This is a genomic window from Burkholderia anthina (assembly GCF_902498995.1).
Taxonomy (GTDB): domain Bacteria; phylum Pseudomonadota; class Gammaproteobacteria; order Burkholderiales; family Burkholderiaceae; genus Burkholderia; species Burkholderia anthina.
In genome coordinates, this window is the sequence record NZ_CABVLY010000004.1 from 34,677 (window position 1) to 49,776 (window position 15,100).

Consider the following 15,100-nt stretch of genomic DNA (forward strand, 5'->3'; position numbering starts at 1 on the left):
CTGTCCTTCATTCAGGAAGCCCGTTCCCATGATGCAGGCAGAGATCGAAGCACCGGGGCCGGCTGGCCCGCTGAGCGGCACGCTGTTGTCTCCGGCCGGGAGCGGTGCCCCGGTCGTGCTGATTTCCGTCGTCGCCCGCGCCGACCAAAACTACTTCAATGTGCGGGTGCCGTCGCTTGCGACATCGAAGGGCGGCCCGCTGGAGGTTTCCTCGTTGTACAACGACGAGGTGACGGTTTTCTACGCGACAACCCATCGGCATTTTTTCTCCGCGCTGGGCAATGCCGTCGAGCCCGGCGGGGCAATCGAGTTCATCCAGAAGATTCTCGACGAACGACTCGCGGTGGTCTCGTCCATTTGCACCGGCGACGCGATCATACGAGACGGTGTCTTTTCAAGCGGTGCAGTTCCGGTAGACACGATCCCGTCCGCAAATTATGAGTATTACTACGCAACGTCGATGCGCGTGCGTTCGTGGCGAGGCACTTTCGACACCGAGTTCGCGGCTCCTTACGTCAAAGGCAAGCCGCCGGCCGGCAACGGGCGAAAGTAACTGCGGCTCGCACAGGGGCCGGCCCATATAACGCTCCTTTACGCGACGATTCCCGTGCCGGGTTCTCCAGCGAAGACGACGGAGCCGGCCCGCGTGCAATCGCATCGTCGCGTTGCCGACCCCTTGAAAGCCAGGTCGGACTGACCACTGCCCCGGGCAGTACGAAACGGCGAACGGATTCGGCCGTACTTCCGTGGAAAACCGGCATCGGATCGCCCGTCGGCAAGCGAAGCCGACGGCCGCCGTGAACCGGCCCTTTCTCTTCCGATGCAACCCGGCTTGCATCGTCCCGCCCCGGTCGCGCCGCACCGCGACACGCATCCGCACGTCGCCGGCTGTTCCGGCTGAGCGCTCGAGGCGCGTCGCATCGAAGCGAATCAGGGGGCGAGCCGCTGCATGCCGCGGGGTATACCCGCGATTCACTCGAATCCGCCTTTTCCGGGCAAAAAATGTCCGAAACATACAACCGGGTTCGTTTTTGACGCCATTAACCTAACTTCAACCTTGGGCCGCGGCGGGCATGAGCGGCGGAGCGAGTGATTCAACTTGTTCGATCGTCTGATCGATCCCGGAGACATCTATACATGAATAGCCCCTACCCGTCGGTTGCCGAAGTGAGCGCGGACCGCGCCGCGACGGTCGCGCGACAAGGAGAACCCGTTCTGTGCGTCGAGCACGTCGGCAAGAACTTCGGACCGCACCGGGTGCTGACCGATGTCAGCTTCGAGATGTATGCGGGCGAAGTGATTGCGATCATCGGGCCCAGCGGCTCGGGAAAAAGCACGCTGCTTCGCTGTATCAATCAACTCGAGCCGCCGACCGAGGGACGCGTCACCATCGGCGACGTGACGATCGAAGCGGGCAGGCCGCCGGCACGACGCGCGCTCGTCGCGTTGCGGCGCCGGATCGGGATGGTGTTCCAGTCGTTCAACTTGTTTCCGCATATGACCGTCCTCGAGAACATCAGTCTCGCCCAGGTCCGCACGATGGGGCGGAGCCGCGCGGAGGCGGACAGGCGCTCCATCGAACTGCTCGGCCGGGTGGGGCTCGCCGACAAGGCGTCGCAGTTTCCGGTGCGTTGTTCGGGCGGGCAGCAGCAGCGCATCGCCATCGCGCGAGCGCTCGCACTGGAGCCGGAGATCATGCTGTTCGACGAGCCGACATCGGCGCTGGATCCGGAGCTCGGGCTCGAAGTGCTTGCGGTGATGAAAGAGCTGGCCTCGTCGGGCATGACGATGGTGGTCGTGACGCACGAGATGCACTTCGCCGAGGAAGTCTCGAACCGCGTACTGCTCATGACGGACGGCAAGGTCGTCGAAGAAGGGCCGAGCGCTCAGGTCATGCGCGCCCCCCGGCACGAGCGCGCGATCCGCTTTCTTTCCGCGGCGCGGGGGCGGTCATGACAATCACGCCCCTGCTCCTCGTCCAGGGTATTCCGTGGACGCTGGCGATCACTGCGTCGTCTTTCCTGCTGGGCGCGCTGATCGGTTTGCCGCTGTGCGCGATGAAGCGATCCCGGATCTCGGCGGTCAGATTCGCCGCAACTGCGATCGTGCTGACCTGTCGATCGGTGCCGCCGATCGTCTGGCTGTTCTTCGTTTTCTTCGGCATCGGTAGCGGCTTCATTACGATGAGCCCGTTTACCGCCGCGACGATCGGACTCGGCGTGGTCACCGGCGCGAACATGGCGGAGATCTATCGCGGCGCGCTGACCGCGATTCATCCTGGTCAATTCGAGGCGTGTCGCGTATTGAACCTGACCCGGATGCAGCAATTCCTCGACGTGATCTTTCCGCAACTCACGCGCATCGCGCTTCCGTCCCTGGCGACGTATCTCATTGGTCTGCTCAAGGATTCGGCTATCGCATCAACCATCGGCGTCAAAGACCTTACTTACAGTGCGTACCATATTTCACAGCAGACATTCCAGGGATTGAGCGTTTACGCATCGGCGGCACTCCTATACATCCTGATAAGCATACCCATTGCATGGGTATCCCGATGGATTGATTTGAACATGCGATCGAAGGTGTCGAGATGAACGAATTGCTCGAACTATGGAAAAGCTGGCTTCCCGATCTGCTCGGCGGTTACGGCATTTCATTGCAGGTTACCGGGCTGAGCCTGCTTATCGGCATCCCGCTCGGCGCGGTACTGGCGGTCATGGTTCCGTCACCGAACAAGATCGTCAGGGCGGTCGCGATCGGTTTCGTCGAGATCGGCCGAGGCGCTCCCGCATTGATACTGCTTCAATTCATGTACTTCGGTTTGCCGAAAACCGGGATGGCGCTGACATCGTTTTTCGCTTCCGTCGTGGCGCTGGCATGGTGTACGGGGGCATACACCAGCGAAATCATTCGGGCGGGTTTCGAAGCGGTTCCGTACGGGCAGAAAGAAGCCGCGGCGGTGATCGGCCTGAGCAGTTTCGACGCCTTGCGTTTCGTCGTCGCGCCACAGGGCCTTCGCGTGGCATTGCCGGCGCTACTCGGGTTCTCGGTGATGATGCTTCAGGCGACTTCGTTGTGCTACACCATTGCGCTCCCGGAATTATTTGGCCGGGCATCGAATATCGGCTCGGATACTTTTCAGTACATGCCGGTACTTGTTCTGGCTGCCTTGCTGTTTGCGGCGATTTGCATACCCGCCACCATTTGCGTTTCCATCCTCGAACGTCGCTTGGGGCGTCATGCTTCGAATTGATTCTGTCGTTTTTCAACATCTGTTTTTTCCGCGGTAAATTCAAATCGGAGGCAATATGGCTTTCATGAAGCTCTGTGTCAGAGTGCTGTCGGCGGGTATCGCGCTGTCGGCAACGTCGAATGTGACGTTCGCGCAGCAGTGCACGCCCGCGCACAAGTTCTCCACGATCGTGCCGGGCGTTCTTTCCGTCGCAACCTTCCCGTATCCGCCGTTCTCGGTGCCGGCCGGAGAGGACGTCGGCGGGATTGACGCCGAGATCCTGAAGAAGATCGCGGCGAAGGAATGTCTCAAGCTGTCCTTTAGCGTGGTCGATCCTTCGGCGGTCATCCAGTCCGTCGTCTCGGGCAAGGCGGACGTTGCAATGGGCGACTGGCAACGGACCGCGGCCCGGGCGAAAGTCCTGGGCTTGAGCGCCCCGATCTATGTGGAACAGGTGGGCTTCATCTCCAAGGACGGGATCGATAGCGTGGCAGGGCTTCAAGGCAAGCGGGTCGGCTCGGTTCAGGGCTACTTCTGGACAGGCGATCTGCAGAAGCTGCTCGGCGGTTCGCTGACCGTCTATCCCAATCCGGTCGCGATGGCGCAGGACCTGGAAGCGGGGCGCCTGGACGTCGGCACCGACGCCTATTCCGTTGTCGAATATGACAAGAAAAAAGGCGGCTACAAAGGGCTTCAGGTCAAGGTGGTCAAGCCCGATCCGAAGCTCGCGGCTTCGCGCATGCCGAGTCAGGCCGGCTTTCCCTATACCAAGGGAAATGACGCGCTAGGAAAGGCGCTGTCGGCAGACATCGACGAGCTGCACAAGTCGGGTGAAATGGTGAAGATCCTGAAAACGAACGGCGTGCCGCCTTCCGCGGGCGACGTCGGCGAACCGAGGCTGATGGAATAAACCCTTTGTCGGGCACGGCGTTTCCGTTGAAGAATGCCGTCTAATTTATTCGGATATCTAATTGATAAGGTGTCGATATGCGTTGGAAAAAAACCCTTCAGTTGCTCGATGTGCACTGCGAAGGCGAGGTCGGGAAGGTCATCACGTCGGGTGTGTACGATATCCCGGGCGAAACGATGATGGCCAAGATGGACTACATCAACAAAGAGAACGACAGTCTTCGGCGCTTCGTCTGTCTCGAGCCAAGAGGGGCGGTCAATCAAACCGTCAACCTGATGGTGCCGCCGTGCGATCCCACGGCCGATGCCGGTTTCATCGTCTTGCAAGCCGACGAAGCGCATCCGATGTCGGGCGCGAACACCATGTGTGTCGCCACGGCGCTTCTCGAAACCGGCATGATCGAAATGCAGGAGCCTGTCACGACGTTGCGGCTCGAAGCACCGGCCGGCATCGTGACGGCGACGGCCGAATGCAGGGACGGAAAGTGCGAGCGTGTATCGCTCGACATGATCCCGGCGTTCGTCGAGGCGCTGGATCAAGTCGTTCATACTGATGAATACGGCGAGGTCAAGCTCGACATCGCGTTCGGCGGTGTCTTCTACGCGGTCGTCTTCGTCGAGCAGCTTGGCATCGAGATCACGCCGCAATATACGGAGCAACTGGTCAAAGCGGGCATGGTGATCAAGCGCGCCGCGAACGAGCGTTTCAAGGTTCGGCATCCGTTGGTGCCGTCGATCGACCACATCGCCTACGCGATTTTCGCCGAACGGCAAAGCGACGGGTCGGTCCGCACGTGTTGTACGCTCTGGCCGGGGCGCGTCGATCGCTCGCCGTGCGGCACCGGAAGTTCTGCCATCACGTCGGTGCTGCATGCGCGCGGCGAGTTGGCCGTAGGCGAAAAATTCATCACGCGGTCGATCATCGGCTCGGAATTTTCCGTCGAACTGAAAGGCGAGACGGTCGTGTCGGGCAAGCCTGCGGTCCTGCCGAACGTCAGTGGACGCTGCTGGACCTACGGCATCAGCCAGCTGGCGCTGGATCCGGACGATCCTTTCGCTCGCGGTTTCGCGTTGCAGGATGCATGGGGCGCGGAAGCCATTCACATCAAGTGAGCGCGACGGGGAAGGGGCCGGTTACACGGAGGCTCCTTCCCGGAAATCACGGATGCACGTGCGATGTCGTATGCGAGGCTCACAAGCCGCCGCACCGGAAAACCGGATTCTTTCACATCGAGAGGGGTAGCATGACGGTGAAACTGGGTGTGCTGGGTGTCGGAGACCTGACCGAAAAAATGGTCTGCGGATTACGTCGCGGCGCGAGCGATATCGACATTCTGCTGTCGCCAAGGAATCGCGCTCGGGCAGAGCGCCTTGCACGAGAATTCGGTTGCCGGCTGATGGCTGACAATCAGGCGGTAGCGGATGCCGCGGATGTCGTTCTCGTCGGGGTGCGTCCGGCGCAGTTGAGGGATCTCGCCACCACCGTCAGATTGAAGGACGGCCAGCCTTTGGTTTCGGTGGTCGGCGGTGTCCCGGTCGAAACGCTCGCGCATCTATTCGGCCCCAGAGCCTGTTGCAGGGCGATGTTGTCGGTTGCGTCCGAGATCAATCGTTCGACCGTCGCAATCTATCCTTCCGATTCAGCGGCAGGAGCGCTGCTGGGATCGTTAGGCAACGTGGTGCGTCTCACGACCGAGCGAGACTTCGAACTCGCCATGGTCTCCGCATGCATGAACGGCTGGTTCTACTTTCTGATCGACGCGCTTCAGGGCTGGTTCGAAAAAAAGGGGCTTCCGTCGGAGATCGCAAGGCAGCTCGTGTTCAGCAGCATCGAGGACTGTGTTGCATACTCGCGGCATAAAAGGGCGCTGACCGCAGGCCAGATCGGCGAGGCTATCGCGGTGCCCGGCACCTATACCGAACTGGGTTTGAGCGTGTTGGAAAGCCTGGGTGCCAACACCGGATGGGGCATTGCCGCCGACAAGGTTTTTGAGCAACTGATGGCACAGAATCAGCCGTCGTGCGATTCTTAGCCGACCGATCGGAAGCATGCCGGTGTGCTGTCTGCCGTTGCGGCACCTGGTAGCCTCTACCTTCAATGGACATATCGATGCGCGGCGACTACTCGCAATTGCGGCCCAGCAAACCGGCTCCCGAAATTGCCGTACCCCTCCGGGTCGGAATCGTGGCGACGCCCGATTTCACCCTTATGCCGTTCTCGTGCTTCGTCGAATTCTTGCGATTGTCCGCAGACGAATCGGACTTCAGCAGACAGCTTTATTGCACGTGGGAACTGCTCTCTCATGACGATTCCCCGATCAAGGCGAGCTGCGGCTTCGCGATGACGCCGACGAAGCTGTTCGCCGACCCGCGAGAATTCGACTACGTGGTTGTGCACGGCGGGACGTTGCACGGCGAAACCCCGATACCGGACGCGCTTTACAAATACGTTGCGACTGCCGTCGATATGGGCGTGCCCGTGGTCGGGCTATGTACTGGGGTGTTCGTTCTCGCCGAACTGGGATTGCTGTCCGGAAGACGTTGCGCCGTCCATTTTTCGCTCGCGCAAACGATGGAGAGCAACTTTCCGAGCGTGACGCCGGTGACGGACGCCCCCGTCGTCGTAGACGGCGGCTTCATCACCTGTCCGGGCGGTTTGGCCGGAATCAATCTGGCGATGCTCTTGGTCGACCAGCATTGCGGCAAGACCCGATCCCATAAAGCGCTTCACTATCTGATGGCCGACTGCGGCTTCGAAGAAGCGCGTGCGGTGACGCAGGAATCGGAGATCGGCCTGCATTGCGCCGACCGGCGGGTCGCCAACGCGGTAGGACTGATGTATCAGAGGCTGCTGGAACCCGGCCACATCAGCGATGTGGCGGAGGCCGTGGGCACGACGGAGCGCGAGCTGACACGGCTGTTCAGGAAGCACCTGCGTACCTCGCCGGGCGACTACTGGCGCAAGATCCGGTTGAAATCGGCCCGCTGGATGGTGCTGAACAGCAACCGCTCCGTCAGCCAGATCGCCTATGAGTGCGGCTTCACCGACAGCTCGCATCTCATTCAATGGTTCAAGCGGGTTTATGGCGCGACGCCCACAAAACTCAGACAGCTCCGGAATGATCTCGGGGTTCATTGAGGTTCTGTTTGGTCTCATGTCCGCAAAGCCCTCGACGGCAGGTGAGCGTCGCGCGCCGTGACGGATCGGACGTGAGCCATCCTCGCAGCGCTGCTGTTTCGCACCGCCGTGTGTCGGAATCAAGATGGAGGTGGACGCATCCATGTCAGGAAAGAACAAGGTGCTGAGTTTCCTTGAAGCACGAAAGATACCGTTCGAGTGCGAAGAGCACGACGCGGTGCTCAACATGGCGGAGTCCGGGCTGTTGAGCCTTTCCGTGGTGGGCGCGCGCTGCAAAAACCTGCTGCTGCAGGACAAGAAGGGGCATGACTTCCTCGTCGTGACGACCGCGGCCAAGGCGCTCGATTTGGTCGCACTCTCGGAAACGCTCGGTAGCAAACGGCTGTCGTTCGTTTCGGCGGACCGGCTCTTCGAACTGCTGGGCATTCGAACGGGCTCGTTGAGTCCGCTCGCGCTGGTCAATGACGAAGCCAGACAGGTGCGACTCGTCATCGACAAGGAACTGGCCAGCGAAGACGCGTTCCTGTTTCATCCGCTCGACAATAGCGCGAGCGTGTTGCTGACCCGGAGTGCGCTGGACACTTTTCTCGCGAGTGTCGATCATCCGGCAGACTGGTTGCCGCTCACGGCAAGACAGCCGGATTGAGGGTTTGCGGATTCGACGGGCGAGCGGCACATCGTTCCGTGTTTTATCCGGACTGGGGAATACACGGATGGCTCGCAGTCGCGTCAGGGTGTGCGGCGCTTTGCTGAAGTCGGTCGGGTGTGCGCGCTGGCGAGAGCCGAGCGTAATTTAGAGGAACGAATCGGTAGCGATTGCGCGACGGTTGCTTTTCTGCCCGGTACGCCCGGACGGCGCTCTGATCGGCACCGGGCGGACCGGGCAGGGTTTCCGGGCGGATCCGGACCGGTGGCTTCGCGTGCCGCGTCGTGTATAGGATAAAAAATAACATATTGAATATGCGCTTCTCATGCACTAATTTCTCCAGAGCCGATACCAAAGCGGCCAGCGGATCGACCTGACGCGCGATTGAATATGATCAAGCGTTGCATATAGGGCGGTGCTCCCGCCAGACAAGCAACGACAGCGCCCGGATCGACACGCCGATATAGAAAACGGATCGCCCACGATCCCCAACGGAGACAGCACTGATGAGCAGCGTTATCGATCCAGGCGCCCGCGCTGGCGCCGCGCCGTTTTTCTCGAAGGAAGCCACCATCGCGCAACCCGGCTTTTCGCGATGGATGGTGCCGCCCGCCGCGCTGGCCGTGCATCTGTGTATCGGCCAGGCCTATGCGTTCTCGGTATTCAACGCGCCGCTCACGAAGGTGATCGGCATCACGGAATCCGCGCCTGACGACTGGTCGCTGACGACGCTCGGCTGGATCTTCTCGCTCGCGATCTTCTTCCTCGGCTTGTCCGCCGCGTTCGCCGGCAAGTGGCTCGAGCGCGTCGGTCCGCGCCGCACGATGTTTACGGCCGCGTGTTGCTTCGGCGGCGGTTTCCTGATTTCCGCGCTCGGCGTGAAGACCCACCAGATCATGCTGCTGTACATCGGCTACGGCGTGGTCGGCGGCATCGGGCTCGGGCTGGGCTATGTGTCGCCGGTGTCGACGCTGATTCGCTGGTTCCCCGATCGTCGCGGGATGGCGACCGGGATGGCGATCATGGGCTTCGGCGGCGGCGCGATGATCGCCGCGCCGCTGTCGGTCGCGCTGATGAATCACTTCAAGAGCGCGACGAGTGTCGGCGTGGCCGAAACGTTCATCGTGCTCGGCATCGCGTACTTCATCTCGATGTCGATCGGCGCACTCGCGATTCGCGTGCCGCCGGCCGGCTGGAAACCGGCGGGCTGGACGCCGCCCGCGGTGACGAAGCACAAGATGATCACGTCGAATCACGTGCACATCGACGAAGCGCTGAAGACGCCGCAGTTCTACCTGATCTGGCTCGTGCTGTTCCTCAACGTGACTGCCGGGATCGGCATCATCGGGCAGGCATCGGTGATGATCCAGGAGAGCTTCAAGGGCGCGGTGAGCGCCGCGGCCGCGGCGGGGTTCGTCGGGCTGCTGTCGCTGTTCAACATGGGCGGGCGTTTCGTGTGGGCGTCGGCGTCCGACTGGGTCGGACGCAAGAATACGTACTTCATCTTCTTCGTGTTCGGTGCGGTGCTGTATTTCTGCGCGCCGCTCTTTGCGTCGTCCGGGCAGATCGCGCTGTTCGTGCTCACGTTCTGTCTGATTCTGTCGATGTATGGCGGCGGGTTTTCGACGGTGCCGGCGTATCTCGCGGACATGTTCGGGACTGCTTATGTCGGCGGTATTCACGGGCGGTTGCTGACCGCGTGGGCCGCGGCCGGTATCGCGGGGCCCGTGCTCGTGAACTACATCCGTGCGTATGAAGTCGCGCATGGCGTCGTGAAGGCCGATGCGTACACGATGACGGTGCACATCATGGCATCGCTGCTCGTGGTCGGTTTCATCTGCAACCTGTTCGTCACGCGCGTGAACGAGCGCCATCATATGACCGACGCGCAGCTCGACGCGGGCAAGTAATCAAGGAGACGCGAAAAATGAACGAGACGGTTGCTTCCGGTCAGCAGACCAACAAGGCGGTGCTCGCGGTGTTCTGGCTCTACGTGCTGATTCCGCTTGCATGGGGTGTCGTGAATACGCTGACGACGGCGATGAAGTTGTTTGAGTGATGGGGAGGGGCGCGCGCCCGGGCGGGGGCGCGCGTGAAGAGGCTGGCGCTGGCGAGCGCCTCAGGTGCGACCGGATACGGACCACGCAACGTACCGTTTCGTGACCGCATCGCGATCCATGGCGATCAACGCCGGAGGATCATGTCGATGACGGCCTGCGACAGCGCACCCCCCACCTCTCCGAGGCGATCAACGGCATCGAAATGATGCCCGTCGTGTTGGCGCACGATTTGTACGTCGAGGCCATGATTGTTGAGGCGTGTCTGGTACTCGGCCTGCAACCGATGAAACTCGTCGGATTCGTCTCCGCCGACGCTGAGGATGAACGGCAGGGTTGGCGATGGCAGATGGAACTTCGGGCTGAAATCGGCCACCTCTTGCTCATCGAGCCTGACCGCCTCGTTGAGATAGCACAGTCGAATGGGCTCCAGATCGTAAAGGCCGCTGAGTGCACAGGCGCCTTTCACGACGTCCTCGGGGAGATCGCGGCTCGTCCAGTCGGTGCCGGCCAGGATTGCGGTCAAATGGCCGCCCGCCGAGCTACCCGAAACATAAATGGAATCCCGGTCGAACCCGAGATCACGCGCGTTCCGGTAAAGATATGCGAGCGCCTGGATGTTGTCCTGCACGATATCGCCCATGCGCACTGACGGCGCGAGTCGGTAATTCACGATGGCCACGTTGATGTTCGCAAGCAGGTACGGCAACGCCACCGTGCTGAAGTCGGACTTGTCGAGGGATTGCCAATAGCCGCCGTGGATGAAGATGAGGACCGGACCTCCTTTGTCCTTCGCAGGAAAAAAATCCAGCGTTTGTTTTTCGTCGGAACCATAACGAACATTTTCATTTGCCGCATACTGACAGCGGAACGCTGCGCTCGTTCTCGACCAGCGATCGAAAATGTCCAGATGGTCCGGAATTCCTGCGCGAACGTTGTATTGCAGATCCAATTCCTGTTGATCAAACGAACGGTAAACCGGCATTCTGTACCTCGTCGAAGTGCGTTGAAGGAGCAAGCGAACATTCGGGCGTCCGCGTCACTCCGTAAATTACCGGCGCGGGTTATGGCTTGCCCGCGCGCAAGTGACAACACCGATCGAGGACACGCCATGTTCGGCAAGAGCGAAGACCGGGACGACTACCAACTCATCGCGCGGGCGGTGGGAGGGATGGCCCGAGATCTACCAGACAGATTCTTCATCGACTATCACGAACACCGTCGCGGCCAGTTGATCTATGCGTATGCGGGGTCCATCCTCGTCACCGCGGAGGGAGGATCGTGGATCGTCCCGCCGCAGCGCGCGGTTTGGGTGCCGCCTCAGGTACGCCATTGCATGCAGGCTGTCGGACGCATCGAAATGCGCACGCTCTACTTCGCCCCGGATCGCACGCCACTCGCTTCAAACGCATGTTGCGTCGTCTCGGTCTCGCCGCTGCTGCGCGAGTTGATTGCCGCCGTCGTCAAGATGCCGGTCGACTACGACGAAAGCGGGCGGGATGGACGCGTGGTCGGATTGCTGTTTGATGAAATCAAGCCACTGCAAATCGAATCGCTTCATCTTCCGATGCCGACCGACGCTCGTATCGCACGCATATGTCGCTGGATCATCGCAAATCCGGCCGAGGAGACGTCGGTCGCGTCGTGGAGCAAGGTAGCCGGCGCGAGTGAGCGTACGATCATCAGGCTGTTCCCCGAAGAAACGGGCATGACTTTCACGCGCTGGAGGCAGCAGGCCCGTTTGCTTGCTGCCGTGCAAATGCTTGCCAACGGCCGCCCCGTTACCGAGATCGCCGCGGAGCTCGGCTACGATAGCCCAAGCGCGTTCAGCGCAATGTTCCGCAAGGCGCTGGGCAGCAGTCCGACGGAATACTTCCGTGCGACGGACGGTGACCAATAGGGACGCGATACCCTGTCGTCCGTCGCCAGATTGGCGTGAACGCGACGAATCCCGGCACCGGCGCGAGCGCCAGCCATGCCCGAGTTGTTCATAGTGACCGTGAATGCCGCATGTGCGGCCAACACAGGAGCTGTGATGTCTATCTACGATCGCGTTCGCGAGGCCGGCATAACCCTTCCGGCACTCGCCATTCCCACCGCTGCTTTTCGTCCTTATGTCCTCTATGGCAATCAACTGATTGTCTCGGGACAGTTGCCCGTACGTGACGGAAAGGCCATTTTCGTCGGCAACGTGCCCGATTCAGTGTCGGTTTCCGACGCGCAAGACGCGGCGCGGCTTTGCGTGATCAACATCCTGGCCTGGGCGCATCACGCGACGAACGGGGATTTGAACCGGATCAGGAAGGTATTGCGACTCGGCGGGTTTGTCTCGACATCCAGCGGTTTCGCCGATACCCCGGCCGTGATCAATGCCGCGTCCGAGCTGGTGACGCAGCTCTTCGGCGAGCGTGGCTCGCACGCGAGAATTGCAATTGGCGTGGCGAGTCTTCCCTTCAATGCGCCGGTCGAAGTCGAGGCCGCGTTCGCGCTGGAGGAATGAACATGGAGGGGAGTCCGGGATAGCCGGACGTATTGGTCAGACCGCCGTACGGCGACGATGGAAAAGCCGGTATCGTCGCTATCCATGCGATCGATGCGCACCGCGGATTCACTCGGCTTATGCGGGCGCCGTCGGGCGCATTTCATCCGGGCAGGCTTCCGTGCATCGGCTCCGGATGAACGCCGTCGTATCCGGACATTTCATTCACTTTTTCGCTCATACACTGACATGATTCCCACCTACTTGCGCGCAGAGATGCGGCGTACCGATCTCGCATGGACGGACTGGCCCGCCATCGAAAATTTTCTGAAGGACGAACTAATCTGCCGCGTCGCCGTACACGACGAGCCCTATCCGTATATCACGGCCCAAAGCTTTACCTTCGTCGGCGACGCGCTACTGATTCATTGTTCGCGGTTTGGAAAATTTGCCCGGGCGATTGAGGCCAATCCGCACCTGACTATCGAAATCGATCGCCCGGTGGCACTTCTCAAGGCGCCCAAAGGGCAAAACACCAGCCTGGAGTATTACAGCGTCATCGCACGCTGCCGTGCGCATACCACCTATCTGACGGAGGGCGTGATCAAGCACCAGAACCAGGCACTCGACAAATTTCGGCCGGAGAAGGACTACACCCCGATCGAGGACGGTGCGGCCAGCCAGATCGTCGCGATCCGGTGTGTGATCGACGAGATGACGGCCAAGAAGCGGATTCTTGCCGACGGTCAATATTCTCCGCCGGGCCAACCCCGGGCGCCCTATCTCCGGTACCCGTTCGCCGCAGGCGCGGCTGTTTCCGGTTTGCCATCCGAAGCATTCGACAAGGATCGCTTCAAGTAGCCGAACAACCCGTTCCAAGTTGGCGTCGACGCGATACTCGGCGACATCTTCACGTGAGTCGTGGGTCTTTTGGAGTTCGATAGTGAGCGCGTCGACACCGTCAAGGCGGTGTCGACACTTTTCAATCGACCCAAGGAAACTGGAGACACGTATGAAGATGACCGGATTGGAAGTGGGCGGCGCAAATGCGGCAAGCCGGCTGGAGCGGCTGCCCGTTTGTGGCTACCACCGCATGCTGTTCTTAGTCATCGCGCTGGCGTTCTTCTTCGACAACGTCGACCTTGCCACCATGACGTTTGTGCTCGGTTCCATCAAGAACGAGTTCGGTCTGAGCAGCGCGGAGGCAGGCATGCTGGGCAGCGCGAGCTTTGCAGGGATGGCGGCAGGCGCATTGTGCTCGGGCGCAGCCGCAGACCGGTTCGGACGCAAACCGGTGTTTCAGGTCAGTATGATCGTGTGGGGCATCGGCAGCTTGCTCTGCGCCAGCGCCACGAATGCGACGTCCTTGGGCATCTTCCGGCTGGTACTCGGCATCGGAATGGGGATGGAGCTTCCGCTCGCCCAGACGCTGCTGTCCGAGTTCATCCCGGCCAGATCCCGGGGCCGCTATCTCGCGATGATGGACGGAAACTGGCCGCTTGCATTCATCTCCGCCGGCTTGCTCTCGTACTTCGTATTGGATGCATACGGCTGGAGAACCCTGTTTCTGATCGAAGCGATCCCGGCAATATTTCTGTTTGTGGTCCGGCGGTATGTTCCCGAGTCGCCCCGTTGGCTTGAATCGCGGGGGCGTTATCCGGAAGCAGGCGAAATCGTCGACCGGATCGAGCGCTCGGTGATGTCGCGTCTGGGTTTGCCGGCACTGCCCGAGGCACTGCCGATGGTGGCCGAAGCGCGTAACGAACAGGGGATCAGGGTGCTGTGGTCGCGGGGTTATCGACAAAGGACCTTGACGATCGGCTCGCTTTGGTTCTTCGCACTCCTCGGTTTCTATGGATTGAACACCTGGCTTGGCGCACTGCTTCAGCAATCCGGGCTCGCGGTGACGAGGTCCGTTCTTTTCACGATCTACATCTCGCTTGGCGGGGTACCCGGATTTCTCTGGGCGGCATGGGCGGTTGAACGATGGGGGCGCAAGACAACCTGTGTCATCACCTTGGTGGGTGCCGCTGTCATGATCTTCGCGTTCGGTCGCATTTCGCACGTCGGTCTCCAACAGTCCGTACTGGTGGCGGTTGGCGCACTGATGCAGTTCTTCGCCTTCGGCATGTGGGCTGTCCTGTATACCTATACGCCCGAGTTGTATCCTTCGAGAGCAAGGGCTTCCGGCTGCGGCTTCGCCTCGTTCGCTGGACGAATTGGCGCGCTGGCCGGACCGACGATAGTCGGTCTGATTCTTCCTGCCTGGAAGTACGACGGCGTGTTCGTCTTCGGTGCGGCCTGCTTCGTCGTGGCTGCGCTGGTCGTGATGTTCTTCGGGATCGAAACTCGCGGGAGCACGCTGGAAGAAGTGTCCGGTTAGCCGCTCAAGCGGCAAGCAGCGGAGCCGAACGCAGGCGAGCAGCCGCAGCAAAGCGACGACCGAGAGATAAAAAGGGTTGCCGGGCCAGAGCCGGTTCGCTCCGGGAGACCGGCGCGGTGCCAGAACTGCCAACCCAGACAACGGGACGGCTACTGTCCCCCCGCGCCGTCGCATAAGTGCTTCCATCTACGTTCGTAAGTAGCCGAGCGAATTTACCGACCCTGTTCAGCCTCCTACGCTACGCATAACCCCAAC

16 protein-coding genes are annotated in these 15,100 nt (G+C 60.8%); 15 read left to right on the forward strand and 1 reads right to left on the reverse strand.

Going from position 1 to position 15,100, the window contains the following annotated elements; all coding sequences use genetic code 11:
* Positions 1-28 precede the first annotated feature (28 nt).
* The 11 genes from BME24068_RS34910 to BME24068_RS07320 all read left to right on the forward strand — a co-directional run bounded on the left by BME24068_RS34910 (position 29) and on the right by BME24068_RS07320 (position 9,985).
* Entirely contained in the window at positions 29-553 is a 525-nt protein-coding gene (locus tag BME24068_RS34910) for a hypothetical protein (RefSeq protein WP_239007698.1), read from the forward strand.
* Between the two features lie 584 nt (positions 554-1,137).
* A complete protein-coding gene (locus BME24068_RS07275; protein ID WP_174925612.1) occupies positions 1,138-1,956 on the forward strand; it encodes an amino acid ABC transporter ATP-binding protein in 819 nt (272 codons plus the stop codon).
* A complete protein-coding gene (locus BME24068_RS07280) occupies positions 1,953-2,594 on the forward strand; it encodes an amino acid ABC transporter permease (protein ID WP_174925613.1) in 642 nt (213 codons plus the stop codon). The genes BME24068_RS07275 and BME24068_RS07280 overlap by 4 nt, the downstream gene beginning before the upstream one ends.
* Positions 2,591-3,253 carry an amino acid ABC transporter permease gene (locus tag BME24068_RS07285; protein WP_096504786.1) on the forward strand — a complete coding sequence of 221 codons (663 nt, stop codon included), beginning with the start codon at positions 2,591-2,593 and terminating at the stop codon, positions 3,251-3,253. The genes BME24068_RS07280 and BME24068_RS07285 overlap by 4 nt, the downstream gene beginning before the upstream one ends.
* Before the next feature lie 55 nt (positions 3,254-3,308).
* Positions 3,309-4,142, forward strand: coding sequence for a substrate-binding periplasmic protein (locus tag BME24068_RS07290; RefSeq protein ID WP_203368131.1), 834 nt, complete (start codon positions 3,309-3,311; stop codon positions 4,140-4,142).
* Between the two features lie 77 nt (positions 4,143-4,219).
* A complete protein-coding gene (locus BME24068_RS07295) occupies positions 4,220-5,254 on the forward strand; it encodes a proline racemase family protein (protein ID WP_096504784.1) in 1,035 nt (344 codons plus the stop codon).
* A gap of 131 nt (positions 5,255-5,385) precedes the next feature.
* Positions 5,386-6,174, forward strand: coding sequence for an NAD(P)-binding domain-containing protein (locus BME24068_RS07300; protein WP_174925614.1), 789 nt, complete (start codon positions 5,386-5,388; stop codon positions 6,172-6,174).
* Positions 6,175-6,251: 77 nt separating this feature from the next.
* Positions 6,252-7,280 (forward strand): GlxA family transcriptional regulator, encoded by a 1,029-nt coding sequence (locus BME24068_RS07305; RefSeq protein WP_096504780.1) that lies wholly within the window; start codon positions 6,252-6,254, stop codon positions 7,278-7,280.
* Between the two features lie 142 nt (positions 7,281-7,422).
* Complete coding sequence (locus BME24068_RS07310) at positions 7,423-7,926, forward strand: prolyl-tRNA synthetase associated domain-containing protein (protein WP_174925615.1); 504 nt, start codon at positions 7,423-7,425, stop codon at positions 7,924-7,926.
* 506 nt (positions 7,927-8,432) lie between these two features.
* Complete coding sequence (locus BME24068_RS07315) at positions 8,433-9,836, forward strand: L-lactate MFS transporter (RefSeq protein ID WP_096504770.1); 1,404 nt, start codon at positions 8,433-8,435, stop codon at positions 9,834-9,836.
* A 17-nt stretch (positions 9,837-9,853) separates the two neighbouring features.
* Positions 9,854-9,985, forward strand: a complete 132-nt coding sequence (locus tag BME24068_RS07320; RefSeq protein WP_096504768.1) for an MFS transporter small subunit — start codon at positions 9,854-9,856, stop codon at positions 9,983-9,985.
* Between the two features lie 125 nt (positions 9,986-10,110).
* Here the strand turns inward: BME24068_RS07320 and BME24068_RS07325 are convergent, their stop codons facing one another.
* Positions 10,111-10,968, reverse strand: coding sequence for an alpha/beta hydrolase (locus tag BME24068_RS07325; protein ID WP_174925616.1), 858 nt, complete (start codon positions 10,966-10,968; stop codon positions 10,111-10,113).
* A 126-nt stretch (positions 10,969-11,094) separates the two neighbouring features.
* Here BME24068_RS07325 and BME24068_RS07330 point away from each other — a divergent pair, with 126 nt between their 5' ends.
* The 4 genes from BME24068_RS07330 to BME24068_RS07345 all read left to right on the forward strand — a co-directional run bounded on the left by BME24068_RS07330 (position 11,095) and on the right by BME24068_RS07345 (position 14,845).
* On the forward strand, positions 11,095-11,883 hold the full coding sequence (locus tag BME24068_RS07330; protein WP_096504764.1) for an AraC family transcriptional regulator: 789 nt from the start codon (positions 11,095-11,097) through the stop codon (positions 11,881-11,883).
* A gap of 135 nt (positions 11,884-12,018) precedes the next feature.
* Positions 12,019-12,483, forward strand: a complete 465-nt coding sequence (locus BME24068_RS07335; RefSeq protein WP_174925617.1) for a RidA family protein — start codon at positions 12,019-12,021, stop codon at positions 12,481-12,483.
* Between the two features lie 228 nt (positions 12,484-12,711).
* Entirely contained in the window at positions 12,712-13,323 is a 612-nt protein-coding gene (locus BME24068_RS07340; protein WP_203368133.1) for a pyridoxamine 5'-phosphate oxidase family protein, read from the forward strand.
* 151 nt (positions 13,324-13,474) lie between these two features.
* On the forward strand, positions 13,475-14,845 hold the full coding sequence (locus BME24068_RS07345) for an MFS transporter (protein ID WP_174925618.1): 1,371 nt from the start codon (positions 13,475-13,477) through the stop codon (positions 14,843-14,845).
* Positions 14,846-15,100 lie beyond the last annotated feature (255 nt).

Coding starts and splice junctions, on each gene's coding strand:
- BME24068_RS34910 (WP_239007698.1), top strand. CDS start 29: ATGATGCAGGCAGAGATCGAAGCACCGGGGCCGGCTGGCCCGCTGAGC.
- BME24068_RS07275 (WP_174925612.1), top strand. CDS start 1,138: ATGAATAGCCCCTACCCGTCGGTTGCCGAAGTGAGCGCGGACCGCGCC.
- BME24068_RS07280 (WP_174925613.1), top strand. CDS start 1,953: ATGACAATCACGCCCCTGCTCCTCGTCCAGGGTATTCCGTGGACGCTG.
- BME24068_RS07285 (WP_096504786.1), top strand. CDS start 2,591: ATGAACGAATTGCTCGAACTATGGAAAAGCTGGCTTCCCGATCTGCTC.
- BME24068_RS07290 (WP_203368131.1), top strand. CDS start 3,309: ATGGCTTTCATGAAGCTCTGTGTCAGAGTGCTGTCGGCGGGTATCGCG.
- BME24068_RS07295 (WP_096504784.1), top strand. CDS start 4,220: ATGCGTTGGAAAAAAACCCTTCAGTTGCTCGATGTGCACTGCGAAGGC.
- BME24068_RS07300 (WP_174925614.1), top strand. CDS start 5,386: ATGACGGTGAAACTGGGTGTGCTGGGTGTCGGAGACCTGACCGAAAAA.
- BME24068_RS07305 (WP_096504780.1), top strand. CDS start 6,252: ATGCGCGGCGACTACTCGCAATTGCGGCCCAGCAAACCGGCTCCCGAA.
- BME24068_RS07310 (WP_174925615.1), top strand. CDS start 7,423: ATGTCAGGAAAGAACAAGGTGCTGAGTTTCCTTGAAGCACGAAAGATA.
- BME24068_RS07315 (WP_096504770.1), top strand. CDS start 8,433: ATGAGCAGCGTTATCGATCCAGGCGCCCGCGCTGGCGCCGCGCCGTTT.
- BME24068_RS07320 (WP_096504768.1), top strand. CDS start 9,854: ATGAACGAGACGGTTGCTTCCGGTCAGCAGACCAACAAGGCGGTGCTC.
- BME24068_RS07325 (WP_174925616.1), bottom strand. CDS start 10,968: ATGCCGGTTTACCGTTCGTTTGATCAACAGGAATTGGATCTGCAATAC.
- BME24068_RS07330 (WP_096504764.1), top strand. CDS start 11,095: ATGTTCGGCAAGAGCGAAGACCGGGACGACTACCAACTCATCGCGCGG.
- BME24068_RS07335 (WP_174925617.1), top strand. CDS start 12,019: ATGTCTATCTACGATCGCGTTCGCGAGGCCGGCATAACCCTTCCGGCA.
- BME24068_RS07340 (WP_203368133.1), top strand. CDS start 12,712: ATGATTCCCACCTACTTGCGCGCAGAGATGCGGCGTACCGATCTCGCA.
- BME24068_RS07345 (WP_174925618.1), top strand. CDS start 13,475: ATGAAGATGACCGGATTGGAAGTGGGCGGCGCAAATGCGGCAAGCCGG.